A 25,918-nucleotide genomic window follows, 5' to 3' on the forward strand; every position below is an offset into this window, starting at 1 on the left:
CATCAGAACAGGAACTATGCTCCCGTTTTTCCCATCACCTCGCTGTCGGCCAGAAAGAGGCCTTCGAACTGCACCTTCAGGAGCCCCTGTCTGCCGTGGCTTGCCACCCTCTGCTCGTATTTGTCGAATCGCTTCCTGACGCGGTTCTTGAACGCCCTCCTGGAGAGCCTCCTGAGCCTTTCGTTGTACGGCTTGTATTTTTCCAGGTTCACGTTCATAACCTCGGCTATCCATTGGTTCTCTTCGAAAAAAATCTGCAGACTCTTTCCGAACCGCCTGCTGTTCCTGGAGAGGGCGAGCGTCTTGACTATCGGCCTCATCGCCTCGTATCGGTTCGGGTCCCTGGCCTGATGCTCGACGAAGTCGAGAAGCGATCCCAGATCCTTTGCGGTGAGCTCCTTGTCTTTGGCATCCATCAGGAGATCATGGAGGCTAGCGTAGAAGTCGACGTTGGGCATCTGAGGATAGGAGGGTTGCCTGAACGATCTGCTGACCGCGTAAACGGGCCACAGCCTGTCCGAAAGAGACTTGTGGGCCATGAAGGGGTGGAGGACGTGAGTAACCTGTCCCGCCTTGCTGAAAAAGGCGTACATCTCATTCATCGCATCGTCCCGGTTCTGCACCTCTTCCTCGCGCTTCGCTTCCCTGCCGGCGGCTGCGGCGAGATCTAGGCCGGAAGTCAGATTGCCGATGTTGCGGACGATGGCCTCCCTCTCCCACACCGTGGCCGAAGACTCGGGCCATGTGGATGTGGCCATGGCGTTCCCAGACAAGAAGCTCATCGACGAGTCTATCAGCTGTCCGCTGTTGGTGTCCCAGCCGAGGAGCGCCCGGAGCGATGCCGCCGGAAGATCCATCGTGAACTTTCTCAGGAGCCTGTTTTTGACATAGGGGACCCTGAACGAGTCGAGATATCCCATTCCCATTTCCAGCAGGCCTCGCGGGACCGAAAGACCCCTGGAGTCCTGCCACGACTCCCTGATCCTGGACCTCAGGGGAATGAAGCCGTTGAGGAGTCCTCCCACGGTTAGGGTCACTGGGATCAATCCCAGCGAGATCGCCACCCCCTGCACGAGGCACTCGGCGACGCTATCGGCCCGTACGACACCCTGAGCCAGCCCCCCGATCGGCGACATGATGCCGGCTCCGACCACGGCCGCGGTCAAAGGCAACATGTAGATGTGCGGGTTTCTGGACGGGTTCATGGCGGAAACAGTCGCTAGGAGCGGATTCCTGGCCGGTGAGGAACGCCTCAAGGGGACGAGGCCGGCGGTCAACTGCATCATGAGCATGCCGCCCGCGATGATCGATGCCCGTTGTATCCTGTCAGCATATAGGTAGCTGTCGAATTTGTCGGGAAAAGACCCGGCATTTTGGCCGAGGATGTGCATGCCGATCTCCGCCGAGAGCATCAGCCCCCCCGGCAGGAAGACAGCGGTGAATCCGGAGAGGCTGCGCCGCAGGGATGGAAAGATGAGGTTGGCGGAGAGGAATGCCGCCGTGGCCTTCAGATAGGTGCCGTAGGCCAGATCAAGCGCGCAGTCCGGTGGCATGCCCGCGACCGACGCCGTCGCGTCGGCCAGAAACATCGAGGCGCCGGGCACGAACAGCAGCGACAGCCTTCCCAGTGATTCCCGCAGCTCTTTGCTGAGCGCGCTCGACGCCGCCAGCGCAGCGGACGCCGATATGAGGGTTTGATAGGCGGTCTGCAGAGCCTGTTCAGGCGTGATCGAATTCAGGGCATTCAGCGACTGGCCGGCGATGGAATGGAACCCGTCTGCTGCCATCGCTCCCAGCTGGGAGTATGCGGTGACGATCGCCTGTATTGTATCGCCGAATGTATGGATGCTTTCCGGCCCCGAGTTCAGCACAGCAGCAGGCAGCAACCATGTGGCCGCGTTGAGGCCGCCCCAGAGGATGAGGCGCGAGGCGTCCAGCGCAGACTCGGGGGCGGTCCTGTCGAATATCCCGGTCTTTGCGGCGTATCTGGCCTCCAGGGAGTTCCAGCCGTTCCTGAACCGGTTGATGCTGGTCAACAGGGCGGCGCCTGCGACGGCGGCCGCCACGGTCGATTCGCCTCCCATGCCGAAGAGCGCCGATGCGCCGAATCCGGCCGCCAGGCCGAAGAGGCCCGCGAAGATAGATTCCTTTATGCCCTTCGAGTGGGCGAGCGCCAGGGCGGCCTGGAGCCTCTTCATGTAGGAACCCTTGCTGGAGCGGAACTTGACCTCAGAGGGGGACAGGACCCTTGAGCTGTCGATGAACGGTTCGAACATGGGGTCGGTCAGCACCCTCCTCGTGCCCGCGGTGCAGGCGAACTGCCGTGTGGTCAGGGTGCGCGCACTCCGCAGCGAGGGGCCCCACAGCCCCAGCCTGGCAAGGAGGATGGCCGAATCCGCTATGTAGCTCGCGATCGCTTCGTTGCGGTCGTCGGTGAGGTGATCTGAGAGCACATCCTTTATCGTCTCCCTCTGTCGCTCTATGAGCAGGTTGCGCTCGTGGAAGTCGCGCCGGTTGTGCGCCATTGCGATCGAGCGCGCCAGAAGCTCAACGGACAGGAGCCCGGCGTAGAAGGAGGTATCGGGATCGTCGCCTGCGCCCGCATCTGAGCGGACGCGCTGGACCATCTCGTACGCCTCCTTGAGGAGGGCGCCCTTGGGCTGGCCTGCGGACATGGTGTGCTGCATGATCTTGTACGCCTTGATCATTGTGGCGCGCGCAATGTCCGAGAGGGTGCCCTCCGATTCCCTGATCTCCTCGATGAATCGGGTGAGGCGGTTGAGCATCTCCGGGACCTCTTCGGGACCCGAGAGGACCGCGGTCTCGAAGAGCGCCTCCTTGAAGAGGCCGTCGCCTGACGGGATGTGGCGGTAGAGAGGGGCGTCGTCCTTGAGGTGCTCGAATGGGCTCTCCAGGGCGATGAGCGTTTCCCGGTAGTTCCGAAACGCATCCTCGAGATTGCCCGAGCTTCGGGCCTGGCGGGCCTGCTCGAACCTCTTCTTCATGAGGGCGAGCTCGAACCTCGGAGCTTCGGAGATCCCCGCAATCCTCATCTCGAGCCTGCGGGCGTGGACGTCTTCGGAGGGGATGGCGAACGCGTCGCGAACCATGTCGCCCGATGAGAAGGTGGTATGTGCTGAGGGGACAGGGATGTTCCCGCGCGTGGTGAACACGGCGGAAAAGACAGGAGGGACGAATCTGACAGGAAGGGACATTCAATCCTCCCGACACCGCTCCACTCCCCCGTCGTTGAGATAACTAAGAAAAAAAACAGGCCTCGCGGCCTGTCTTTCTGCGTCTCTTGGGATCAGATGAACGTGAAAAAAATCGCTGTCGCGATCCCGATATCAAGCTGGCGATACGGTTTCTTCGGTCGAGCCATCATGTCGACCTCACGGCTTTGCGGCGTGCACAGGTTCCGTAAAGGGTCTGACAGCAGACGCAGCATTTATCGCACTTTGAAGGCCGAAGTCAAGGACGACACCGCCGGGAAATGACGAATATGCATTTTGAAGAACTTTTTCGCATTATAATGCGCGGGCGGAGATATTTATTCGAAGTACATGCAAAAGATCCCCCGGCGACGCCGGGGGATCCTCTGTCCGTGCATGTGTCGCAGTGCCGCTTCAGATGTACTCGACGGTCGCTGGCGGCTTGGGCGTGAGGTCGTAGAGGCAGCGGTTGACGCCCGGGATGTCGACTATCGCCCTGCAGATCCTCTCGAGCTTCTCCCACGGCAGCCTCGTGGCGGTCGCCTCCCTCGCGTCCCTGCTCTCAATGCAGCGCACGACGACGATGTCGCCGTACTCGCGCCTTCCGTTGCGTATTCCCGTGGCCTTGTCGGTGAGCAGCGCAGCCAGGTACTGGAACGCGCCGGTGTCCTTGAGCTCATTCTCCACTATGGTCGTCGCGCGCCTGACCACCGCGAGCCTCTCCTTGGTCACCTCGCCCACGATCCTGGCCGCGAGCGCCGGCCCCGGGAACGGGATGCGCGCAAACACCGGCTCCGGGAGCCCCAGGGCCTTTCCCACCTCGCGCACCCCGTCCTTGCGCAGCGCCTTGAGAGGCTCGATCACCCTGTATCCATACTCCCTCTCGGGGTCGATGCCGAGCTGCTCCAGGATGTTGTGCTGGCGCTTGATGCCCGCCACGGTCTCCTCGATGTCGGTGAGGATGGTCCCGTGCAGCAGGTACTTGGCCCCGCTCTCCTTCACGAGCCTTCCGAACACGTCCTTGTAGAAGGTCGCTGTTATCGCGCAGCGCTTCTCCTCCGGATCGGTGAGCCCCTTGAGCGCCGCGAGGAACTCCCTGCGGCTGTCCACGAGCCTCACGGGGATGTTCATCTCTGCGAAGGTCTCGACCACCGCCTGCGGCTCCCCCTCGCGCATGAGCGCGTTGTCGACGAACACGGTCTTGAGGCGGTCGCCCAGCGCCCGGTGCGCGAGCACGGTCAGCACCGAGGAGTCGACCCCGCCCGAGAGGGCATTGATCGCGACCCCGTCTCCCACATCGTTCCTGATGACGCCTATCTGCTCTTCGATGAATTTCCTGCAGTCCATAGCTTCCCTCCATGGTGTGGATTACGATTATCGGCGTATATCGTTCACAGGGGCGCGCCGATGTAAAGGAGGTGATTGGCCGCAATAATCTCTTGATAATCAACGGGAATACTGAGATGCGGACCGCTAGGTCACCTTTGCGGAGCGCATCTCCTCTCGTTCCTCAGTGGTGGGCGCTGTGAACATGATCCCTATGCCGCTGCCCACGACCAGGGCCGCGCCCATGGCCGACCACAGGTCGGGGACCTCGCTGAAGAGCAGAAGGCCCAGGAAGTAGGCGGCGATCACCGATGCGTAGCTGAACGGCGCGATCGTGGAGGCGTTCCCGAGCTTGTACGCGTGCACCATCAGTATCTGCCCGAACGTCAGCGCGACCCCTATGAAGGCGATCAACCCCCACTGCTCGAGCGTCGGCGCCTTGAATCGGCTGAACGCGAACGGCGCCGAGCAGAGCGCGGTGAACCCCGTGAAGTAGAGGGTGATGACGAGCGAGGAGTCGGAGGCTGCCATCCTGCGCACGCACAGCATCGCCAGCGCGCCGAGGAAACCGGCCATGAGTGCGTAGGCGGCCGCCCCCTCGAAGAGCGAGGTGTCGGGCTTGAGGATGAGGCCGATCCCCCCGAATGCGACGACCACGAGCGCGAGCTTGCCGAGGGAAAACCTCTCGCCCAGGAACGCTGGCGCGAGCAGGGCCACGAAGATGGGCAGGGTGTTGAAGAGGGTGGAGGCGTCTCCGATCTTCATCTTTGTCATGGAGTAGAAGGACAGGGCCATGGCCACGAAGCCGAACAGGGCGCGCAAAAACAGCGCCGTGTGGTTTTGGCCCCTGAGGCTCATGCCCCTCAGCTTCATGTACGACGTTATTATGATGACGGAGGCCAGCCCCCTGAAGAACACGAGCTCCATAACGGGAAGGGATCTGCCCAGGGTTTTGATCACCGCCCAGCTCGCGGCGAAGAGCAGCTGCGCCGAGACCATCCAGAGGATGCCGCACGCTGCGGTCCGGCATCTTCTCATCTTGCCCTCACCTCGAATTCGGGGCTCGCGACCTCGGAGGGCATCCCTTCGTAGTCGTTGTCGCAGAACGAAGCGACCGCGCGGTAGCGGCCAGGCCCCAGCCGCTCAGGGAGGGGCCATCCGATCCCGGCCATGTCCCTCACCGAGGCCATGCTGACGCAGGGTTTGCCCTCGGCCGCTATCGCAGGGGAGAACTCCTCCGCCTTTTTCCATCGCCCCTTTTTGTCCTGCGCCTCGAGCCTCATCTCTGGCCTGAGGCCTATGGGGAACGCGGTCATGCGGATGAATCGGAGCTCGATCTGCTCGCCCGGAAGGTAGATGTCGCGGTCCGCGACCAGGCCTATGAGCCTGTTGTTGAGGGAGGCGTCGGTGTCCACGCCGGAGGATGTCTCGTCCCAGAAGCGGGCAGGCCCCACGTCGACGTGTACGTTCCTGCCGTGGTAGTAGCCGGCCCCACCCAGGCCATCGTCCCTGATCGCCTCCCAGATGCACTTGGATGGCACCCCCTTGATCCAGAGGTCCGCAGCCATGCCGTACTGGTGGAGGCTCGCCCTCGCCGCGAGCGCCACCCTGTCCCTCAGGCGCGTGTTGTGCTCAGGGCTCCGGAAGCCGGACGTTATGGTGACGAGCGCGTTCGGGTCGAAGCGGTCCTGCAGGTAATCTATGAACTCGATGAGCCTCGGCGACACGCCGAGGACCGGGTCGCCCCAGCGGGCGGAGAAGATCGCGTTTATCCTCCTCATCGCATCTTCCGAGTATGTGCCGTCGGGGTTGCGGTATCTGCCGTGGAATGCGGCGGGCCCCTTGCCGGAGGCGAGGCTGAGCTTGCCGTCGCCGTGCAGGAAGTAGCGCGACTGGATTTGAGCGGCCGCGGCCGCGGTCGAGAGCGAAAGGGACAGGCAGATGGCGACGGCGCTCTTTCTCATCTTTCCTCCGGGAGCCGGATTTATGGGACGTTTCGGCCCGCATGTCAAACCCTCGACTTGGCCGCACGTGCTGTGCTATTTTGCCGCTGAAAAGGGGGAGCTATGACACCAAAGGGCACGCGGGCGGCATTCATCGTATTCTTCATGGCGCTCGTCGCCGCGTTTCTTTACATGGCATCGCCGCTCATGATCCCGGCGTTCGTGGCGTGCATCGTGTCGATCATCTTCTATCCTCTGTACCAGAGGCTGGAGCGGCTCGTGAGGCGCAGGCGGTACGCGGCCGCGGGGCTGGCAACCCTGCTGTGCTTCGCGGTGGTGCTCATCCCGCTGGCGGCGATGGTGGGCATGCTCAGCGTGAAGCTCGTGGGATTTGCGATGAGGCTGGCCCAGCAGATCCAGGCCGGGCACCTGGGTCAATACATCGACGGTGCCGGCGTGGCGATAAACGAGCGGCTCGCCTTGCTGCCCGGCGGCGAGGAGCTGGTCGTGAACCTCCGCGAGATGCTCATAGAGGGGCTCAAGGGCATCGCCAATTTCCTGTACCAGTACTCGCCTCAGGTCCTCTCCTCCACCGCCTCCATTGCGGTCAACCTCGTGCTGATCGCCATATTCCTGGTCGTGTTCTTCGCGGAGGGGAGCAGGATATTCTCGTGGATGCTGAAGATCCTGCCGATATCGGCCGTGCATCAGAAGGAGATATCGCGCGAGATAAGGGTGATGATCTCGGCGCTGTTGTTCGGAATGATCGGCACCGCGATCGTGCAGGGCATCCTCATGGGGGTCGGGTTCTGGGCCGCCGACTTTCAGAACCCGGCGATGTGGGGCATGATCGCGGCGCTCGTAGCCTTCATACCCATCATCGGCGCCGCATTCATCTACACAGGCGCCTGCATAGCGCTCGTGATCATGGGACGATGGGAGGCTGCGGCGGCGTTTCTGCTGTACGGGTTGCTGATCGTCTCGAGTGTGGACAACTTTCTCAGGCCGCTGGTCATGCGGGGCAGGATAAACGTGCACCCCGTGCTCCTCTTCGTGGCGCTGCTGGGCGGGATCAGGGCCTTCGGACCCATAGGCGCGATCTTCGGCCCGGTGCTGCTCGCCGTGTTCCTCGCGTCGCTTCGGATCTACCAGCGGGAGTTCACACAGAGCTGATGCTGCCTTTTTCTTTCAGGTACTTCATCACGGCCTTGAACTGGCTCTCTCCGTCGAGGCCCGCCTCGGCCAGCACGAAGGAGGCCTGGCCGCTTCCCATGTAGCGCCCCTTCGAGAACGGCGACAGCGACATCCCCCTCCCGAACTCCCCCTTCACCCAGCGGTACATGGTGGGCATGGTGAAGCCGGTGATGCCCATCGCGTCCTGGGCGTGCTCATCCGGGAATACGCGCCGCTGTTCCGAGTGGGGAAGCATCTCGAAGAGCTCCGCGCTCGAGACATAGTAGACGTTGAGCTGCACCCCCTCGCGGTCGAGCATGGCAAGCGCCCCGTTCACGAACTCGTAGGCCACGTCGCTTCCCTGGAGCACGACCGTTCCCTGGGCCTTGCCCTTCGGTCTCCTCAGCATATAGAGGCCCTGGGCGGTCAGGCGGGAGTCGGCGATGGAGAGCCCCTCGCGGTCCGGGACCGCCTCGTTGGGCCTGGTCACGAACGGCGCTATGACCGCGGGCCGCCTGGCGAGTGCTGCGGAGACCAGAGGCCAGAGCTCGTCCGGGCCCCACGGCGTGAGCGTGATCATCGTGCCGCGGGGGAAATTCTCCTGGAAGAGCTGCAGCGCCTGCGGGTCGGCGTGAGTGGGACCGTCCTCGCCGGTCTTGAGGCCCGCGTGAGCGCACACGACTATCATCGGCCTGTATGCGGCGCCGGTCGAGTCGCGCCGCGCCTGGTTCGCGATGGAGTGCAGCCTCGCGGCTATGTGGCCGAGCGGCGCCATGAACGCGCCGTAGGAGTAGGCAGCTCCCATGTGCCGGCCGAAGCTGGAGATGCCCGATGCGACCCCCCCTATCGCGTCCTCGCAGATCCCGCCGATCGAGAGCAGGCGTGACGAGCCGTTGGTCGAGGCGTTGAAGTAGCCCTGCCCGAAGCCCTCGGTCGCCATGTTCGTGTTGGTGGAGCCGACGAGGTCGGCCGCGGCCGCGAAGATCGCCCCCCTGGAGAGCCGGTTGTAGTGGTTGAGCACCCTGCCCAGCTCGGCCCTGAGCGTGGTGGACTGTCCCGGCTTCAGCGCGAGCGCCGGGGGCACCCCGTTCGTCCAGTTTTCAGAGGCGGTGAACACGGCCTCTATGTCGGGCGCGCCGCTCCTGGGCCTGCGCGCGATGCCATCGAGCCTCGACTTCGCCTCGCGCAGGCGCCGCGCGATGACCTCCGGGGCCGATTTGCACTTCGCCAGCTCGCCCCTGATGAGGCCCAGGGCGTTCCAGAAGCAATCCTCCATGATCTCGTTCTCGCATCCGGGCTTTTTGCACCTGATCTCCCCGGGCGCGCAGCTCGGGAACCTGTCCGCCGCGTCTCCCATGAGCTGGGCGAGCGCGTTGTAGAACCCGTCGGAGCAGAGCTTGTGGCCCGCGCCGTGCGACGCCCTGCCCTCCATGCCGTACTTCCACCCCTTGACCGTGCGATAGACGATCGCGGTCGGCTGCCTGTTTTCTATCGTCCTCGCCCTGCGCTGCGCGGACGCGATCTGCTGGAAGTCCATGCCGTCGTCGACGTAGATCACGTTCCAGTCGTTGAGATAGCACAGCTCGGCAGGTGTCCACTGGACGTAGTCGCCCGGCTTGTCGCCTTCGCGGCAGACCCGGTCCGAATCGATGGAGGACTGGTTCCAGTCCACATGGAGGACCGCGTTGGCGATCGACGAGGTCCCGGCCGCGGCGAGCGACTCTGCCGAGCGGCCCGGCGTCAGCCCCCCCTCGCCCTCCACGATGTGGATTCTGGGGGCGCGGCTTCCGTAGTAGTCCGCCGCGGCGAAGGCGAGCCCGACGGAGCTCGCCACGCCCACGCCCGAGGCGCCGGTGGAGAGCCTCACGAACGGGGTCGCGGGGGTGGGGTGGCCGTCGAGGTGCTTTGACTTGTGCCTTCTGAACAGAGGGGTGTCGGTGATGGGGTTCCTTCTGAAACCGAGCAGGTCCTCGATGCGGAGCTGCCGGCGCTCGTCCCTGGGGAGCAGCTCCGGCGCCGCTGTGCGCGCGATCTCGTTGCGCAGCGCCCACATCGCGTAGAGCCCGAGCGCCTTGTGGCCCGCGGCGTAGGATACGACGTCCGCGTCGTCCCTGTCGGGGTCCGACAGGTCGTAGTCCATCCCGTCGAAGAGCAGCGCCGCAACGAAGCGGCCCGACGATATGGAGCCTCCCGGATGGCCCGACATGGGCACGTAGTTGTAGAGAAGGGCGCAGAGGGTGCGATAGATGAGATCGAACTCCTCGAACGCGGCGAGATCCCTCTCGGGGAGCGGGGGAGGCGAGTTTTTCATCTCCGCTGCGATGTCGATGTATATGCCGCGCCTGGGTCCGAGTTCGAATTTCATGTCCGGCTCCTTTGGATCCCCGCACTTCGCGGAGGGCGGCAGAGCCTATCGCGGGGCCTTTCGCAGGTCAACTGAAACGCTCTGCCGTCCATGTGATGGTGCAAAAGGGAAGGGGAAGCCGGCGCGATTGCGGCCGTCAGCCGGTCTTGAGCGATTTGTCGATTGTCATCCGACGGATCTCGCCGACCACCCTCGAGTGCTTCACCTCGGCCTCGTAGAGGGATGATATGACCTGCCTGACCTCGGGGTCGGATATGGAGCGGAGCAGCGCGGAGTACATGTCGCTCATGTTCCTCTCGGTCGACTCCATCTCCGTGAAGAAGTTCAAAAAGTCCTGTGAAGTGAACATATCTTTTCTCCCATCAGTACTCTTCCTTGCCGTCGTTTTCGATCTTGAGTCTGAGGGCGGAGAGGGTCTGGCTGTGAGACCTGGACTCTGAGGATATCATGGAGAGCATGGCCTTGATATTCCTCCGCTCCGGCTCGGTGCATTCGTACCACTGCAGCGCAGATGCCACGTTGTCCGCCATGTGCTCGGCCATCTTGTCCTCCACCTCGATCGCCTTGTCGATGAAATTCAGAAGATCTCTCTTTTTCATCTCCCCCCTCCGAACTCTCGGTAGAAACCGGCAAAATCGAATCCGGGATCCTCGGCAGCGAGGCTGGGCCTGATCCCGAAAAACTGTGCGCTGCTCTCGTATGACCCATCGTCTATCACAGCCATGGTCGCATGGCCAGCCTTTGATATGTCGGCCCCTCCCCTGTATATCTCGCGCCAATAGAGGTAGCCGTCAAGTCCCAGCTCCCGGCCCGCTCCCAGCACGTCCGCGATCCATCGGCCTGCGCTCTCCTCGTCGGCCGCTGTCGACAGGCCGAACTCGCCTATGATCACGGGAACGCCTGTCTTGCGCGCGACGCCCGCCGCATAGGAGAGTTCCTCCATTATAACGCCCGGGCCATAGAAGTGTTTCTCGCCGCTGTGGTCCGCGGCCTCTCCGGGGTAGCGGACTCCGGAGATGTCCCTGAATCGCGGGTTGTCCGCGACCCCCTGGTGCGTGAATTCAATTGGGCTGTAGAAGTGGAAGCTGAAGGCGAGCTTGTCATCCCGGAGCTTGCGGACCCTCCAGTCCCTGTCGGGCTGCAGGATTATGAGGTGAACGGGATCGACCGCGCGTATCGCCTCGATCGTATCCTCCATCAGCTCCCAGTACTGATCGGGCCCGCCCGAGGGTTCGTTCATTAACTCGAAGGCCCATATCCTGCGGTCCTTTGCAAACCTTCGCGCGATCTCGGCCCATGTCGCGACGAATCTTAACTTCAGCGCCTCATCATGCCAGAAGGCCTCGCTCCCCGGCGTCACCCGGTAGTCCTGGATCGCTCCACCGGGTGGGATGTGCATGTCCAGGACCACCCGCAAGCGGTATTTCTCAGCGAATGCCAGCTGTCTCTCCAGGAATTCGAAGCCCTGCTCCCTCACCTCGCCTTCGTGGCCCATGAAATAGTCCGCCTTCACGGCGAGCCTGGCCGTGTTCATTCCGCCCAGCGCGGTGAAGGCCCAGTCGCGCTCCTCGATGGAGTCCATGTCCGGCGCGACCCTGGCCGGGTCCCAGAGCGTCGAGTCGTCCATGAGGGCTGCGCCACGGACGTCAAGGCCCTGCCGCCCGCATGTGCACGATCCTCCCTTGACGCACGAGGCGAGGGCCAGCGACGCGAGGAGGATGAGGGAGGTCGTCTTCATGAAGCCGCCCCATCCACTTCGAGATGCAGTTCCTCGTTGAAGTAGAAGATCGCGTTCATCACCAGGAAATGATAGGTCACCCAGAAGCAGTTGACCAGCACAGAGAGGTCGCGCTCATAAAAGAACCTGTTTATACCCCATGCGAGCGCCGCGAAGTTGAGAAACATGATGACGATCTGCGGCCAGAGCGAGAGGAACGACATCCGCGTGCCCTTGCCCTTGAGCGTGATGCCGAACTTTCCCTGCACTCCGGCGAGGCCGAGGAGAGTGGCCCTGACGTAGACGGGGATCGATATGTACGTGAGCAGCTGGCCGATGAAGAGCTGTTTCAGCCTGTAGCTCCGCGCCCTCAGGGTGAAGAAGAACACCGCCAGCGAGAGGGTGATGTAGGGGATGAACACGCTGAAGTAGATGTCCATGTGGATGAAGAACGAGGGCACGTTGAAGAAGATGTATGCGATCGGGCACGCCATGAGGAAGAGAAATGCCAGCCCGATGAGGTAATAGCTGCTGGAGAGCAGGTACTCCCACCACTGTCCGATCGAGAGGCTGGCCGGGCTCCTTATGAATTGCGCGACCACCCTGCGCAGCACGCCCACGGTGCCCCGGGCCCAGCGATCCTGCTGCTTGAAGTAGGCGGCCAGCATCTGAGGCCCCATGCCGAACGTGCTCACGTGGTTGTAATAGAGCGATCTCCACCCGGCTGTGTGGAGCTTGAGCGAGGTGGCGAAGTCCTCAGTCACCACGCTCTCGTCGAATCCCCCGACCGAGAGCAGCGCCTCGCGCCTGAACGCCACGTTGGTCCCGCAGCAGAACATGGACTGGTTCGAGCCCTTGGCTTCGCAGATGTATTCGTAGAATACCGACTGCTGATACGTGGCGCCCTTTGCAACGTGGCTCTCCTCCATGTTCGAGTAGTACTGGGGGGTCTGGACGAATGCCAGCCCCTCGTCCGATTCGAGCATCGGTATGATCGTGGTGAGGAAACCCTGGATCGGGCGCTGGTCGGCGTCGAATATGGCGACATATCTCTGGTCCAGGGCACTCAGGCAGTCGTTCACTATCCCGGCCTTCGCGCCGCGGCGCTCGCTGCGCCTGAAGAGCGTAAGGTTGAACTTTTCGCACAGCTCCTCGGCCTCGCGCATGTATTTTTCGTCGGAGGAGTCGTCCAGGAAATAGACCGTCTTGTTCGGGTAGCTCAAATTGACCAGGCTCCGGAAGGTCTGCTCCAGCACCTCCTTCGGCTCGTGCCTTGCGGCCACCAGCACCGCGACCGCCGGGGGGGGAAATGTGAGGGGGTGGTGTCGGCCGAGATCCGCCTGTCTGCCGGTCGAGCTCCGAAGGAGCGCAGCCGCGTAGCCAAGGGCGTGCACGAGGATGAACATCTCCCCGGCCAGCAGCATGCCTGCGAAGAGCTGCTCGGTCCAGACGTGCTCCGGCGCAAGGATCATCGTGAACGCGATGCGCACTATCGCATAGACTATGATCGCAATCATAGCGGCCAGGAATGCGAGCGATGTGAGAAGCTTTTTCACCCGAATCCTTTCAGCCCGGAGCTAAAATCGTATCGCCATGGAGGCCATGGCCCCCAGGTCCCAGTAGACGCTGCTGTAGTTGCCGAACGCCTCGACTCCCGTCTCGAGACTATGGCTCCAGTCGCGGTGGAACTCGAAGGCCCCTCCGTTGAAGGGCCTCTTGTCCCTGTCGATCTGGAAGCGGTACTTGAAGCCGTAGTATGTGTTGAGCGCCCCGTAGTACATGCCGTCAGGATTGAGATAGTGCCTCCAGTGCAGCGTCGCGGACATGTGCCAGAAATTCTCCGGCGACCAGTAGTCGGTGACCGTTCTCTTCCAGTCCTGCCAGTCGAACCGAAGGTCCAGGGTGAGCCTCCTGGGCTCGTAGGAAAAATAGAACAGCCCCTCCACCCCTGCCGAGTTCTGCCTGTTTGAGTCGCTCACCATCCGATAGCGGTAACCGGCGTATGCGGTCACCCTGCGGTGGAGCCTCGATTCGATCTGCCCTCCGACGTCTGTCTGGCGCAGCCTCTTGTCGAAGACGATCCTCTGGTTGTAGAGGTCGTCGCGCTCTGTGAACGCTGTGAGGACCAGCTGATCCAGCGCCCTGACCGAGGCCCTCCCGCTCCAGAGGTGGCTCATCCTAGAGTCCGAGGGATATCCGGTGGGCAGATAGAGCCCCTCGCCCCAGAACCTTGGGCCCAGGGAGAAGTCGAGGCCTATCTTGCCCTGGCTCCTCGGTATGGAGCCGGCGTTCTCGAACCTGAAGAGGTCGAAATAGTAGCCGGCATCTATTCCGAGCGAAGAGCCGATGGGCTGCCTGAAGGAGAGGCCCGCTGTGTAGCGATCGATGTCGGTGTCCCTGGAGCCGCTCTTTGCCCTGAACCAGTGGAATTCCGGGATGAGCACCCGTTTCTTCCAGAGGGTCTCTGCACGCGAGAGGCTGTCGCGCGCCCTGAAGTGGCCGGGCATCTCGTCCAGCATGGTCGAGAAATCGGATGAGGCCTCGGGCCACATGCGCTCATAGCCCTCCGTCTGGCCGAGATCGAAGCGCGCCTCCGCGTTGCCAGGCTCGATCTCGAGGAGCTCCCGGTAGAGCGAGATCGCGTCGATCGGCCACGAGTTCCAAAATGCGTCCTTGGCCCGCCCCTCGAGCCCTATGGCCTCCATCCCGGTCCTGTCTGCCGCCTCGCGGTATGCGGCGAGCGACTCGCCGTAGCGCTTGGCCCAGCCCAGCACGCGCGCCTTCTGCCTTGCCGCGTCCGGATCGTAATCGGCCTCGAGGATCCCGTCGTATGCGGCGATCGATTCGTCGTAGCGGCCTGCCCAGGAGAGGACGTCGGCGCGGCCGCGCATGGCGCGAAGGTTGCCCGGCTCCTGCTCGATCGCAGCGTCGTACTGCGCGACTGACTCGCCGTAGCGCTTCTCGTACGAGAGGAGCTCCGCGACCCTGACCCTGGCGTCGATGTCTGAGGGGTCGCTCTCGAGGACTCTGGCATACAGCTCCTGAGAGCGCTTGAACTCCCCTTTGATGAGCAGCACCTCTGCCGCCTTTGATTCGGCCTTTGGCCCGAGCCTTTTGTCGGACAGCACTTTTTCGTAATGCGCCAGCGCGGCGTCGTAGTCTCCGGACCAGAATGCCAGCTCGCCCGCCTCGAGATGCGCCTGCATGTCGCCCGGGTATCTGGCCAGATATTCGTCGTAGCGCGCGCGCGACTCCTCGTACTTCTTCTGGTGGGAGAGCACGCGCGCGAGCCCCAGCAGGCTCTCCCTGTGGCCGGCCCAGGATGAGGCGGACCAGAGGGCGCAGAAGAGCATCAGAGCCGATGCGGCCAGGGCCGATCTACTGTTGAATCGTCTCGTCATGCGTCACTTCCCCAGCAGTATCCTGTACTGCCTCTCCGCTTCGGCCGGTTTGCCCCTCCAGGTGAGCACCTGCGCCAATTTCTCCCTGAGCGCCGAGTTCCCGGGATATGCAGCCACCAGGCCCCTTATTATCTCCTCGGCGCGGGCGAGGTTCCTCTCTCGGAGCGCCAGGTTGAACAGGACCATGCCGGCCGCGAGGTTTTCGGGATCTTTCTCCATCGTCGCCGTTGCCAGCTCTTTCGCCTTCTGAGCGTCGCCGATGGCGAAGAACGCCTGCGAGGCCTCCGCCATCTCCTCCGGAGAGGGGGCCTCGTGCGTGAGGGTCTCCCGGTAGATCGCTGCCGCATCCTCGTTTCTGCCCACCGCAGCATACGCGGCGGCAAGCTCAAGTGCGCTCTTTGTGCCCGCGTAGTCCCACTCGACCAGCTTTTCAAGATAAGGGATCGCATCGGCAATCTTTCCCTGCCACTGCAGGGAGTTGGCCATACCTGCGACCGCGGACGCGTCGTTAGGCCATCGCTCCAGGATCTCGGAGAAGGCGGCGCGGGCCGCCTCGAAGTCGCCCGACCACAGGATCACGTTGGCGCGCGCAACCCTCACGCCTGCGTCGTCCGGCCTGATCGACACCGCCTCGTCCATCTGCGCCAGCGCCGCTTCCCAGTCGCCCCCGCCTACCATGCAGTCGGCGAGCCTCACGCGCGCTTCCAGGTCCGAGGGGTCGATCCGGAGCGCCCGGCGGTAGTAGGTCTCGGCCTTGTCGAACTGACTGCCCTCGAGATGGTATCTGCCTATCGCCTTGAGGGCCCGCGGATCATCCGGGAAGCGCCTATCGAGATCGGCCAGGAGCTCCCTCGCCTCATCCTCTTGCCCCGCCTTTGCGAGCGAGTGGGCCAGATTGGAGATCGCCTCCTGATGGGTCGGCTCGAAGATGAGGTACGAGCGATAAAGCGGTATTGCCTCGTCGTAACGTTTTTCCCAGTAGAGGGCGTCGGCGAGGGAGCGCATGGTCGGGAAATCCTTCGGATGCCTGGAGAGTATCTGCCTATACGCCTCGATCGCCTCCTCGCGCTGCCCTGTCCAGGCCATTATGTCGGCCAGCCCCCTGACCGCGAAGCGGTTGTGAGGGTCGACGGCAAGGAGCGCCTCGAAGATCTTCCGTGCCACGCCGTAGTTTCCTGTCCAGAGCGCGGCAAGCCCCAGCTCCTGAAGGGCCTTCCTGAAGCCTGGCCGCAGGGAGACCGCCTTTGCGAGGTAGGGGAGCGCTTCCTGGGGCATCCTCTGTTCGATGAATCTGTGGCCCTTTGCGTAGTCTATGCCAGCCTGGTTGAAGAGGTGAAATGCGACGGTGGTGAGCGCCGCAGTCGCGATCAGCGCAGCGGCGAATAAGACGTATTTGCCCTTGCCCCCCATAGAAACTGATAGATATTTCAAGATGAGCCATATGCCAAGTGATTTGAGGTGTTTTGGCGCTCTCCTCCAGCCCCTTGCGCTCGTCGCCTCCAGCAGGCATTATCCGCTCATGGCGCTGATCGATTTCAGAAGGCCGCTGCTCCTGGCCACCGCCTCACCGGCCAGGCGCAGGCTCGTGGCCGACGCGGGGTTTGAGTTCGACACCCAGATCGTCTCGATCGACGAGGCGGCGCTCCCGGGCGAGGGCTTATTCGCCTATGTGGAGAGGCTGGCCCGCGCCAAGGCGGAGGCGGCAGTTCCACCCTCGCTCGACTGCGTAGTCGTCGCCGTGGACACGGCGATAGGGCTCGGAGGGGAGATAATAGGAAAGCCATCGGACGAGGCGCATGCCCGCGCGATACTGCGCAAGCTCTCCGGCCGCGCGCACGAGGTGGCGAGCGCGATCGCGGTGAGGGATCTCGCGGCCGCGACCCTCGACGCGAAGGTCACGGTGACGAAGGTCGAGTTCGTAAAGATGCCGGCCGGGATGATCGACTGGTACATCGCTTCCGGCGAGTGGCAGGGCAGGGCCGGCGCCTACGCCATCCAGGGAAAGGGCGCGTGCCTCGTGAATCGGGTGGAGGGCTGCTTCACGAACGTGATCGGGATATCGATGCCGGCGCTGTTTGAGATGCTGGGTAAGGCAGAAGCTAGAAGCTAGAAGCGAAGAAGTGTGAGATCAGTTGTTTTAGATCGGATGCATCTGTGATCCCGTTGGCCTGATTGAGGAATCTTCGCACCCCGTGCATTCCCTTCCCGTACCACGGCAGCACCTGGCGCATCATCATGACGCCCCTCTTTTCGCCCACGAACGAGCAGAGCATCTCGAGGTGGCGCGCCGCCTGGACCCCGCGCTCCGGGGCCGATGGGCCGGCGTAGCCGGGCTCCAGGATGCCCCTGAATATCCACGGGTTGCCGATCGCGGCGCGGCCGATCATCACGCCGTCGCAGCCGGTCTCCGAGATCATGCGAAGGGCGTCTTCGCGCGTGCGCACATCGCCGTTTCCGATCACCGGTATCGAGACCGCTTCCTTCACCGTGGCTATCACGCCCCAGTCCGCACGGCCGGAGTAGAGCTGGGAGCGGGTCCTCGCGTGCACGAACACCGCGTCTGCGCCCTCCGCCTCGGCGATGCGCGCGATCTCGGCGCAGTTGATCGAGCACTCGTCCCAGCCCGAGCGCATCTTCACGGTGACGGGGAGCCCCGTCGCCTTTCTCGCTGCGGATACGATCTCCGCCGCGAGCGCGGGCGTCTTCATGAGGGCCGCGCCTGCGCCCTTTGAGACCACCTTCTTCACAGGGCAGCCCATGTTGATGTCGACGAGGTCGAACGCCTCGCCCTCGAGCGCCCTTATGGCGTCGAATACCGCGGCGGGACGCGCGCCGAAGATCTGGAGGCCGAAGGGGCGAACGGAGGCGTCGTTGGCGAAGTAGCGGCGCGTCTTCTCCTGCGCCCTCACCACGCCCTCGGCGGCCACCATCTCGGAGATGGCGAGCGCGCAGCCGCACTCCATCGCGAGCATCCGGTAGGGAAGCGACGACAGGCCGGCCAGCGGCGCTGCGATCAGGTTGTTTCTCAGCCGAAGGCTGCCGATGCTGAGCTTGTCGAATGCAGATGTCATTTTATCCCTGGCGCTGCTTGGGCAATCCTTTGAAGCCTGCAGACGGGACGCTTCGACGGCGCTTTTCGCAGCGTGGCTCGAGCCTGCCTGCCGGCAGGCAGGGAGGCCGGGTTCAGCAGCCCTATAATTTTCCGGCCGACGAAAGCCCCCGAGGAGCCGGCGTCTGAGGCGACGAGGGATAGCGAGAAAAGCGCCGTCGAAGCGTCCCGTCTTGGCGATGCTCCGTGCTGCCCTGAGATCCCTCTTCCTCCTTCATTCATCCATCGAGTACTTCACCGCCAGCGTTATCGGCGCAGGGTAGTAGGGCAGAGGGGCCGCGCGCCTGACCGTCGCGACCGCCGCCTCGTCGAGCATCGCCTCGCCTGAGGAGCCGGCGAGCCTGGCCCATACCACGCCCCCGTCCTCGCCTATCTGGAAGGTGACCCTCGGCTCGCCCGATATCCCGCGGCGGCGCGCGGCCGCCGGGTAGTATTTCGCAGAGTCGATCCTCCGCCATATCTTCGCGAGCAGCGCGTCGCCGCCCTTTCCCCTGCCGCCCTCCGCCCCGGCAACGCCGACCGCCTCTCCGCCGCCCGCGCCATCGGATGCCGCGTGCGCGCCGCCCTTGCTCCGGTCCTCTGGCCCCGCCGGTGACGCGGGATCGGCCATCGCGTCTCGAGGGGAGGGGCGCGCATTCGGGGATGCTGCGCCCTGCGCCCGAGCCCTCGATCCCTCGGGGGCCTCGATCCAGACGCTCACCGCATCGCCGGGCCCTGCCGACGGCGCGGCTGCGAAGAACCCCCAGGCCGCTGCGAGCGCGGCAAGGAGCGCCACGTGGGCGATCAGCGATATGACAGTTGCGGTCGAGAGCCTCATGCGATCCTGTCCCTTTGACAGGGCTTCTTATGCGACAGGGGCCGATCGCGCAAGCCCCATCGCCCGCCTTCGGCCTTGACTGGGCCGCGGCCTCTGGTAGCTTCGTCCTGCCGGAGGTGGCCATGGAAAACGACGAGAGGGCGCTTCACACAAGGAGCGCGGCGGGCGCGCGCATCGACGCGGTCTGCTGGGGGCTCTTCTTCATCTGGATCGGCGCCATCCTTCTCTTCAAGACGATCCCCCGCGGGATGGGCGCGCTGGGGGTCGGGGCGATAATACTGGGCGGCGCCGTGGTGAGGCTTGTCGCTGGGGTCACGGTCTCGATGTTCTGGCTCATCATCGGCACGGTCTTCGTGTTGGCCGGGGTGGGTGAGATATACGCGATAAACCTCCCTCTTCTGCCCGCCGCCCTCATAATATGCGGAGTGCTCCTGCTGTTCCACAAGAGGTCCGCGAGGCGGGGCAAGTGAAGAAAGGACCAAAAATGGCGCTGAGGCTGGCGATAGGCGCGATCGCAGGCGCGGCCTTCGGTTACATCGTTATGTACAGGCTGATCGGCTGTTCGACCGGCGTCTGCCCGATAACGAAGAACCCCTTCATGTCCACGATCTACGGCGCGATCATAGGCGGGCTGATAGCGAGCGGGATCTGATCAGAACCATTCCAGTATCTGCGAGGCGATGCCCGCCTCGGTGGTGCCGCTCTCCACTATGACGTCGATGATGTTTGTGCCTGCGCTGCGGTAGTGCTCGATCATCGGGACCGTCTCGTTTGCGAAAGTGCCGAGCTTCTTGAGGACCGCCTCGTGCGTGTCGTCCGGCCTGCCGAAGTGGTCGCCCGTGAGGCCCATGGAGCGGCGGGCAACCCTGGCCGCCGCCTCGCGCGGGGTGCAGTTGAGCACCGCCACCTTCTTCACCTCCACCAGGTCCGCGATGTCTCGGGCCTGGCCCAGGTGCCTGGGCAGGCCGTTGAGTATCACGCCCGGCGCCCCGCCGTTCTTCTTCACGAACGAGCCCACGATCTTCTTGACGATCGGGAACGCCTCGTCGGGGAAGAGCTCGTGCCTGGAGATGAGCCCGGAGACGTACTCGACCTCTTCGTCCGTGAGGCCGTGGTCCGCAGCGCCGCGCACGACCGCGCGCAGCTCGTGGCCGAAGTCGAAATGGACCCATCCTGTGCGCTTTTCCAGCATCGCCCCGAGTGGCGATTTCCCGGAACCGGTTGGCCCCACAAGCAGCAGGGCCGGCATGTTCCCGGCGATGCTCATGGCCCCTAGATAACCCATATTCGCATAAATACAAGAGAATAAGGGCTTGCCTCACCAGGGTGAATTTGCTAGTGCCTGCGGCTCAATTAAGGGGTTTTGCGCTCCCATCGTCTAGCGGTTTAGGACATAGCCCTCTCAAGGCTAAGACACGGGTTCGAGTCCCGTTGGGAGCGCAAAACCCCTGTTTTTTTTTAAGAGATGGCCATTTATTTATTCAGCGCATCCAGGAGTTTTGCCGCGCTCGCGGGGTCCAGGGCCGTGAGGATGTTGTACTGCGCGACCGCGGCGGGCCGGTCGCCGGCGCCGAGGTGGGCGAGCCCCAGCCCCAGGTGGGCCGCCGCGTTTGCGGGCTCTAGCTCGACCGCCTTTGCGAACGACTGTATGGCCATCGGGTATTGTCCCAGGGAGTTGAACAGGGTGCCGAGCCCGATGTTCACCGCCGCTGAATCGGAGCTGTAGAGGATCGACTCTCCGAACTGGTCCATCACATCTTTCGGCATCGCGAACTCGTCCTCAAGCCTGCCCGTGACGGGGGGTGCTGTCTCCTCCTCCCCTTCGGTCTCCGCTTCAGGCGGCGGGGCCTCGGGGCCCGCCTCCGGGGCTGCCGCTTCGCCGGTATCCCCGGGCCTCGATTCCGGCGTGCCCCTCGCCGCTGTCTCCGGGGCGCTGGGTCTGCCAGCGTAGGTGGGGTCCATGGTTATGGCCCGGGCGAAGTAGGAGATCGCCTCCTTGTCCCGGCCGAGGTTGGCCAGCGAGACACCCATGCGATATTGCGCCTCGGCGTTGCCGGAATTCGTCCGCAGCGCCTCACGGTACGCCTTGATCGCGTCGTCGAACAGGCCGAGCTCCTCGTAGGAGAGGCCCATGCCCATGTGTGCCCTCTCAAACTTGCGGTCGAGGTTGAGCGCCTTCTTGTACTCCTCTATCGCCTCCTCGTGCCTTCCGGCATCGGCAAGGGCCTTCGCAAGGTCGTAGCGCGCTCCGGCCGAGTTCGGGTTCTGCATCGCCGCTTCGATGAGCGCGGAGATGTCCCTCCGGCGCACCTTGTCCCTGGCCTGAGAGGCCGCTTCCTCGCGGGTGTCCCCCATGAAGCTCTGCCTTATGAAGACGATGGCGGCGATGAGGGCCAGGCCGGCCGCAATGGCGATGAATGCGCCCCTGCGCATGCCCAGTATCCTGCGGCCAGGGCCTTTGTCCGGGTCGATTTTGTAGATCTCGGTCGGCCTGTCGTACTCCATGATCTGTGCAGAATAGCAGAAGACAACGTTCTTTAACAAGGCCGGTCTGGCGATGGAATCCCTTGACTTAGTGGGCACTTGAGTGGCCTATAGGATTTCATGCACATCTCGTTCGACGCGATATTCGTTGGCGCAGGCCCCGCCTCGCTCGCCGGGGCGCTCATGCTCAAGAGGCTGGCGAAATCCAATCCGGCGCTCTCCGGCATATCGGTGGCCGTGATCGAGAAGGCGCCGAACCTCGGCGACCAGAGCCTCTCCGGCGCCACATTCGACGCGCGCGCCCTCGATGAGCTCCTGCCTGACTTTCGCGACCTCGATCCCCCGCTCGGCCCCAGGGTCAGGCACGAGTCTCTCTCGTTTCTCACCGAGCGCCGCCGGATCCCGGTGCCCATCGTCCCCCCTCCCATGTCCAACCGCGGCAAGTACCTGATGTCGCTCGCGGAGTTCGTGAAGTGGCTTGGAAGGCAGGCGGAGCGCGAGGGGGTGGAGATCTTCACGGGGGAGGCGGCCGACGAGCTGATCTTCGACTCGCGCGGCGCGGTCATAGGCGTGAGGCTCAAGGGCAAGGGGTTCGACAAGGAGGGCCGCCCGAAGCAAAACGCCCTGCCGCCGACCGACGTGGGGGCCAGGGTCGTGGTGCTTGGAGAGGGGGCGCGCGGGCATCTCACCAAGCGGCTCGTCGCCGCAAAGGGGCTCGACGCAGGCTGCACCCCGCAGGGTTACGCGGTGGGGCTCAAGGAGCTCTGGGAGGTCCGAGAGGATCGTTTCCACAAGGGCACGGTCATAAACACCATGGGCTGGCCGCTCGCACTCGACACCTTCGGCGGCAGCTTCATCTACCACGTTCGCGACAGGCTCGTCGCGGTGGGGCTGGTGGTCGGGCTCGACTACAGGAGGGGCTCCATCCACCCGTTCGAGCTCCTGCAGCGCCTCAAGGAGCATCCGTACGTCTCGCGCACGCTCGAGGGGGGGAGGCTCGTCTCGTACGGCGCGAAGACGATCGCGGAGGGCGGGTGGTTCGCCATGCCGCGCCCGTACGGCGACGGTTTCATAATCGCGGGCGAGGCGGCGGGGATACTCGACGCCATGAAGCTCAAGGGGATCGACCTCGCGATGAAGTCGGGGATGTGCGCCGCGGAGACGATCTGCGAGGCGCTGGCCGCCGACGACCCCTCGGAGTCGATGCTCTCCTCGTACGAGGCCAGGCTCAAGAAGAGCTGGGTGGGAAAGGCGATGTGGCGCGCCCGCAACTTCCACCAGGGCTTTCACCGCGGGCTGATACCGGGCATGATCCACGCCGCGCTCCAGTTCGTCACCTGCGGGAGGGGGATCGTCCGCCGCTTCAGGGTGGCGGAGGACGCGCTCTGCATGCGCAAGATGTCGGGCAGAGGGGGCGATTCGCCCGCTGAGTTCAAGCCGGACAACAGGATCACCTTCGACAAGCTGACCTGCGTCTTCGCCTCCGGCACCAAGCACGAGGAGGACCAGCCCTGCCACCTGAAGATAGAGGACATCTCCATCTGCAACGGGATATGCAGGACCGAGTACGGAAACCCCTGCCAGCGGTTCTGCCCCGCCAACGTCTTCGAGATGGTGGAGGAGGCGGACGGCGTAAAGAGGCTGCACCTCAATCCGGCCAACTGCCTGCACTGCAAGACCTGCGACGTGAAGGACCCCTACAGGATAGTCACCTGGACCCCGCCCGAGGGCGGCGGCGGGCCCAACTACAAGGGGATGTGATGGAGATCGTGGTCTGCGTGAAACAGGTGCCCGACACCACCGACGTGAAGGTCGATCCGCAGACCAAGACGCTGGTGCGCGACGGCGTCCGCGCCGTGCTCAACCCCTTCGACGCCTTCGCGATAGAGGAGGGGCTGCGCATCAAGGAGAGGTTCGGCAGCGGCAGGGTGACCGTCATCACGATGGGACCGCCGCAGGCGCGGGCCGCGCTGGAGGAGGCGCTGGCCATGGGCGCCGACGACGCGGCGCTGATCTCGCACCGCGCCTTCGCGGGCAGCGACACGTTGGCGACGAGCTACGCGCTCTCCCAGGCGATCAAGAGGATCGGCAAGTTCGACATCGTGGTCTGCGGCAAGCAGGCGGCGGACGGCGACACCGCGCAGGTGGGGCCGGGCATAGCGGTGAGGCTCGGAATCCCGCAGATAATCTTCGTGAACAGGATAGCCGAGATATCGAAGGAGCGGATCGTTGCCTGGCGCATCACCGAGGAGGGCCACGAGGTGGTGGAGACGCGGCTGCCCTGCCTCATATCGGTCGTGAAGGAGGCGAACGTCCCGCGCTACGCCTCCTTCTCCGGGAAGGTGAGGGCGCGCCGCGCGCAGATACCGGTCTGGGGGCCGGAGGACATCGGCTGCGACGAGGCGGCGATAGGCCTCGACGGCTCGCCCACCTGGGTGGACCGCATATTCGCGCCGGCCCACAGGGAAGGGGCGCGTCCTGTGCCGGCGACGGACGAGAACATAGGAAAGGCGGTCAGGGCCCTTGCGCCCGACCTCTCGGAGATATGGGCATCGAGGTCATAAAGGCGAAGTGCACCGGCTGCGGCATCTGCGTGCACGAGTGCCCGGTCGAGGCCATTGAGATGCACGCCGGCAAGGCGGTCATCGACTACGAGACCTGCATCCTCTGCGGGGCCTGCGCGAAGGTCTGCCCGGTCGACGCGATCGTCTTCGACAAGCCGAAGGTCTGCGACCGCGCCAGCCTCTCGGGCCACAGCGGGGTGTGGGTCTACTGCGAGCGCAGGGCCGGCAGCCTGCACCGCGTCTCGTTCGAGCTGCTCGGCTGCGGCCGGGGGCTCGCCGACGCGTGCGGGTGCGGCCTTTCCGCCGTCGTGATGGGGGGAGGCGCCGCCTCGTGTGCCGGCCTGCTGTTCGCTCACGGCGCGGACAGGGTCTACGCGATCGATTCGCCCAGGCTCTCGGCATTCCGCGACGACGCATACGCGTCTGCGCTGGTCTGGCTGGTGGCGCGCCACAGGCCGGAGGTCGTGCTGGCGGGGGCCACGGCTCAGGGTCGCTCGTTCATACCCAGGGTGGCGGCGATGCTCGGCACAGGGTTGACCGCCGACTGCACGAAGCTCTCGATAGACGACGACGGCAACCTCGTCCAGGTCCGCCCGGCGTTCGGCGGCAACATCATGGCGCAGATCATGTGCACGTGCTCACGTCCGCAGATGGCTACGGTGAGGCCCCACGTGATGAAGATCCTGCCCTCCGATCCTGCGAGAAAAGGCGAGCTCGTCGAGGAGCATCCCCCTGAGAAGGTCCTCTCATCCGACATCGAAATCGTCAGGACCGTGATGGAGCTCAAGGGTGCCGGGAACATAGCTGATGCGGAGATCGTCGTGGCCGGCGGCAGGGGGCTCGGAAAGCGTGAGGACTTCAGGCTCGTCCGCGACCTGGCGGAGGTCCTGGGGGCCGCTGTCGGAGCCTCGCGCACCGTGGTCGACGAGGGCTGGGTTCCATACGCGCACCAGGTGGGCCAGACCGGCCGCACGGTCTGCCCGAAGCTCTACATCGCGATCGGCATCTCCGGCGCGATCCAGCATCTGGTGGGCATGCAGACCTCGGAAAAGATTCTCGCGATCAACTCCGATCCCAACGCCCCGATCTTCCGCATCGCGGACTACGGATTGGTGGGGGATCTGTTTGAGGTAGTGCCTAAACTAACTGCGGAATTTAGCAGGCTCAGAGGAAAATAATCGCAGTACCATCGCAGCATCATCGTCTTTCCATCGCTTTACCATCGCCTCACCATCGCAGTTCAACTGCGAGCTCAGATCACAGATCCAGATTGAGAGAACAGATTGAGAGCTCAGAGCTCTGAGCTGAGAGAAAAAATCGGGGCTCATGGAAGAGCCTCGATCTTGACGTAGGCGAGCTTGAGGCGCGATTTGAGGGCTTCCTGTTGGACTGCGGGCATGAGCCCGAAGGCGCGCGCCAGATCGAGCGCTGCGCTGGTTTCGGCGAGCGACCCGAGCGCGATTTGAAAGAAGCGGCGGCGCTCCCGGCCGTACGCACGTTTGCCGTTGCCCTCGGCGAGGTTTAGGACAGCCGATGACATCGCCCGGTTGAGCTGATCGGCCAGGAACCCGTTTCCCCTCGGCCACTTGGCGACCCTCTTTGCAAGGTCCTCTGCCAGCGCCATCAACTGCCTGAAGCAATCCAGCTTTTCGTGATTCATAACTCCTCCTGTGAAGTTGGTTTTTTCGTTGCCCTCTCAAAGAGGGTGGAGGGCAACGCAAAAAACCAACTCAAGGGAGGTTTAAAATGTTTCACGAAAAGCTGAATTGCTACAAGCAGTCGGTCGAAATGGCAGAGGACCTCAGCA

General features: G+C 63.7%; 23 protein-coding genes and 1 tRNA gene. 8 read left to right on the plus strand and 16 right to left on the minus strand.

Features of this window, described 5'->3' with window-relative positions:
* Window positions 1-14: 14 nt before the first annotated feature.
* The 4 genes from JXA24_06335 to JXA24_06350 form a co-directional block, all read right to left on the minus strand.
* Window positions 15-3,215, minus strand: a complete 3,201-nt coding sequence (locus JXA24_06335; GenBank protein MBN1283370.1) for a hypothetical protein — start codon at window positions 3,213-3,215, stop codon at window positions 15-17.
* Between the two features lie 411 nt (window positions 3,216-3,626).
* Window positions 3,627-4,559, minus strand: coding sequence for an ExsB family transcriptional regulator (locus JXA24_06340; protein MBN1283371.1), 933 nt, complete (start codon window positions 4,557-4,559; stop codon window positions 3,627-3,629).
* A 126-nt stretch (window positions 4,560-4,685) separates the two neighbouring features.
* Complete coding sequence (locus JXA24_06345) at window positions 4,686-5,576, minus strand: DMT family transporter (protein MBN1283372.1); 891 nt, start codon at window positions 5,574-5,576, stop codon at window positions 4,686-4,688.
* The gene (locus JXA24_06350; GenBank protein MBN1283373.1) at window positions 5,573-6,502 is read right to left on the minus strand and encodes a YcbK family protein; all 930 of its coding nucleotides are present in this window, start codon (window positions 6,500-6,502) and stop codon (window positions 5,573-5,575) included. Before JXA24_06350 ends, JXA24_06345 begins: the two co-directional genes overlap by 4 nt.
* Before the next feature lie 102 nt (window positions 6,503-6,604).
* Here JXA24_06350 and JXA24_06355 point away from each other — a divergent pair, with 102 nt between their 5' ends.
* A complete protein-coding gene (locus tag JXA24_06355) occupies window positions 6,605-7,654 on the plus strand; it encodes an AI-2E family transporter (protein MBN1283374.1) in 1,050 nt (349 codons plus the stop codon).
* Here the strand turns inward: JXA24_06355 and JXA24_06360 are convergent.
* From JXA24_06360 to JXA24_06390, 7 genes are all read right to left on the minus strand, one after another.
* The gene (locus tag JXA24_06360) at window positions 7,641-10,019 is read right to left on the minus strand and encodes a hypothetical protein (GenBank protein ID MBN1283375.1); all 2,379 of its coding nucleotides are present in this window, start codon (window positions 10,017-10,019) and stop codon (window positions 7,641-7,643) included. The genes JXA24_06355 and JXA24_06360 overlap by 14 nt on opposite strands.
* Window positions 10,020-10,155: 136 nt before the next feature.
* Window positions 10,156-10,368 (minus strand): hypothetical protein, encoded by a 213-nt coding sequence (locus tag JXA24_06365; GenBank protein ID MBN1283376.1) that lies wholly within the window; start codon window positions 10,366-10,368, stop codon window positions 10,156-10,158.
* A gap of 13 nt (window positions 10,369-10,381) precedes the next feature.
* Window positions 10,382-10,618: a hypothetical protein gene (locus JXA24_06370; protein MBN1283377.1), complete on the minus strand. Its 237-nt coding sequence runs from the start codon at window positions 10,616-10,618 to the stop codon at window positions 10,382-10,384.
* On the minus strand, window positions 10,615-11,757 hold the full coding sequence (locus JXA24_06375) for a cellulase family glycosylhydrolase (protein MBN1283378.1): 1,143 nt from the start codon (window positions 11,755-11,757) through the stop codon (window positions 10,615-10,617). Before JXA24_06375 ends, JXA24_06370 begins: the two co-directional genes overlap by 4 nt.
* Entirely contained in the window at window positions 11,754-13,292 is a 1,539-nt protein-coding gene (locus JXA24_06380) for a glycosyltransferase (GenBank protein ID MBN1283379.1), read from the minus strand. The genes JXA24_06375 and JXA24_06380 overlap by 4 nt, the downstream gene beginning before the upstream one ends.
* A 21-nt stretch (window positions 13,293-13,313) precedes the next feature.
* Window positions 13,314-15,137: a tetratricopeptide repeat protein gene (locus JXA24_06385; protein MBN1283380.1), complete on the minus strand. Its 1,824-nt coding sequence runs from the start codon at window positions 15,135-15,137 to the stop codon at window positions 13,314-13,316.
* 3 nt (window positions 15,138-15,140) lie between these two features.
* Window positions 15,141-16,547 carry a tetratricopeptide repeat protein gene (locus JXA24_06390; protein ID MBN1283381.1) on the minus strand — a complete coding sequence of 469 codons (1,407 nt, stop codon included), beginning with the start codon at window positions 16,545-16,547 and terminating at the stop codon, window positions 15,141-15,143.
* A gap of 31 nt (window positions 16,548-16,578) precedes the next feature.
* On the opposite strand from JXA24_06390, the gene maf reads away from it, so the two are divergent.
* A complete protein-coding gene (maf, locus tag JXA24_06395; protein MBN1283382.1) occupies window positions 16,579-17,247 on the plus strand; it encodes a septum formation protein Maf in 669 nt (222 codons plus the stop codon).
* Here the strand turns inward: maf and dusB are convergent.
* Window positions 17,237-18,208 carry a tRNA dihydrouridine synthase DusB gene (gene dusB / locus JXA24_06400; protein ID MBN1283383.1) on the minus strand — a complete coding sequence of 324 codons (972 nt, stop codon included), beginning with the start codon at window positions 18,206-18,208 and terminating at the stop codon, window positions 17,237-17,239. The genes maf and dusB overlap by 11 nt on opposite strands.
* Window positions 18,209-18,460: 252 nt before the next feature.
* Window positions 18,461-19,063, minus strand: coding sequence for a TonB family protein (locus JXA24_06405; GenBank protein ID MBN1283384.1), 603 nt, complete (start codon window positions 19,061-19,063; stop codon window positions 18,461-18,463).
* 29 nt (window positions 19,064-19,092) lie between these two features.
* Between JXA24_06405 and JXA24_06410 the strand changes: the two genes are divergently transcribed.
* Window positions 19,093-19,533 carry a hypothetical protein gene (locus JXA24_06410; protein MBN1283385.1) on the plus strand — a complete coding sequence of 147 codons (441 nt, stop codon included), beginning with the start codon at window positions 19,093-19,095 and terminating at the stop codon, window positions 19,531-19,533.
* A gap of 14 nt (window positions 19,534-19,547) precedes the next feature.
* Window positions 19,548-19,715, plus strand: a complete 168-nt coding sequence (locus JXA24_06415; protein ID MBN1283386.1) for a YtxH domain-containing protein — start codon at window positions 19,548-19,550, stop codon at window positions 19,713-19,715.
* On the opposite strand, the gene JXA24_06420 is transcribed toward JXA24_06415, so the two are convergent.
* Window positions 19,716-20,348: a nucleoside monophosphate kinase gene (locus JXA24_06420; protein ID MBN1283387.1), complete on the minus strand. Its 633-nt coding sequence runs from the start codon at window positions 20,346-20,348 to the stop codon at window positions 19,716-19,718. It lies immediately after the preceding gene.
* An 82-nt stretch (window positions 20,349-20,430) separates the two neighbouring features.
* On the opposite strand from JXA24_06420, the gene JXA24_06425 reads away from it, so the two are divergent.
* Window positions 20,431-20,503: transfer RNA gene (locus tag JXA24_06425), tRNA-Glu, on the plus strand.
* Window positions 20,504-20,536: 33 nt separating this feature from the next.
* Here the strand turns inward: JXA24_06425 and JXA24_06430 are convergent.
* Window positions 20,537-21,607 (minus strand): tetratricopeptide repeat protein, encoded by a 1,071-nt coding sequence (locus JXA24_06430; protein ID MBN1283388.1) that lies wholly within the window; start codon window positions 21,605-21,607, stop codon window positions 20,537-20,539.
* A gap of 60 nt (window positions 21,608-21,667) precedes the next feature.
* On the opposite strand from JXA24_06430, the gene JXA24_06435 reads away from it, so the two are divergent.
* From JXA24_06435 to JXA24_06445, 3 genes are read left to right on the plus strand one after another with little or no spacing between them, the layout of a single operon-like run.
* Window positions 21,668-23,308 (plus strand): electron transfer flavoprotein-ubiquinone oxidoreductase, encoded by a 1,641-nt coding sequence (locus JXA24_06435; GenBank protein MBN1283389.1) that lies wholly within the window; start codon window positions 21,668-21,670, stop codon window positions 23,306-23,308.
* Complete coding sequence (locus JXA24_06440) at window positions 23,308-24,111, plus strand: electron transfer flavoprotein subunit beta/FixA family protein (GenBank protein ID MBN1283390.1); 804 nt, start codon at window positions 23,308-23,310, stop codon at window positions 24,109-24,111. The genes JXA24_06435 and JXA24_06440 overlap by 1 nt, the downstream gene beginning before the upstream one ends.
* Window positions 24,093-25,289 carry an electron transfer flavoprotein subunit alpha gene (locus tag JXA24_06445; GenBank protein ID MBN1283391.1) on the plus strand — a complete coding sequence of 399 codons (1,197 nt, stop codon included), beginning with the start codon at window positions 24,093-24,095 and terminating at the stop codon, window positions 25,287-25,289. The genes JXA24_06440 and JXA24_06445 overlap by 19 nt, the downstream gene beginning before the upstream one ends.
* A gap of 146 nt (window positions 25,290-25,435) precedes the next feature.
* On the opposite strand, the gene JXA24_06450 is transcribed toward JXA24_06445, so the two are convergent.
* Complete coding sequence (locus JXA24_06450) at window positions 25,436-25,771, minus strand: four helix bundle protein (protein ID MBN1283392.1); 336 nt, start codon at window positions 25,769-25,771, stop codon at window positions 25,436-25,438.
* Window positions 25,772-25,918 lie beyond the last annotated feature (147 nt).

The organism is Pseudomonadota bacterium (genome assembly GCA_016927275.1).
Taxonomy (GTDB): domain Bacteria; phylum UBA10199; class UBA10199; order 2-02-FULL-44-16; family JAAZCA01; genus JAFGMW01.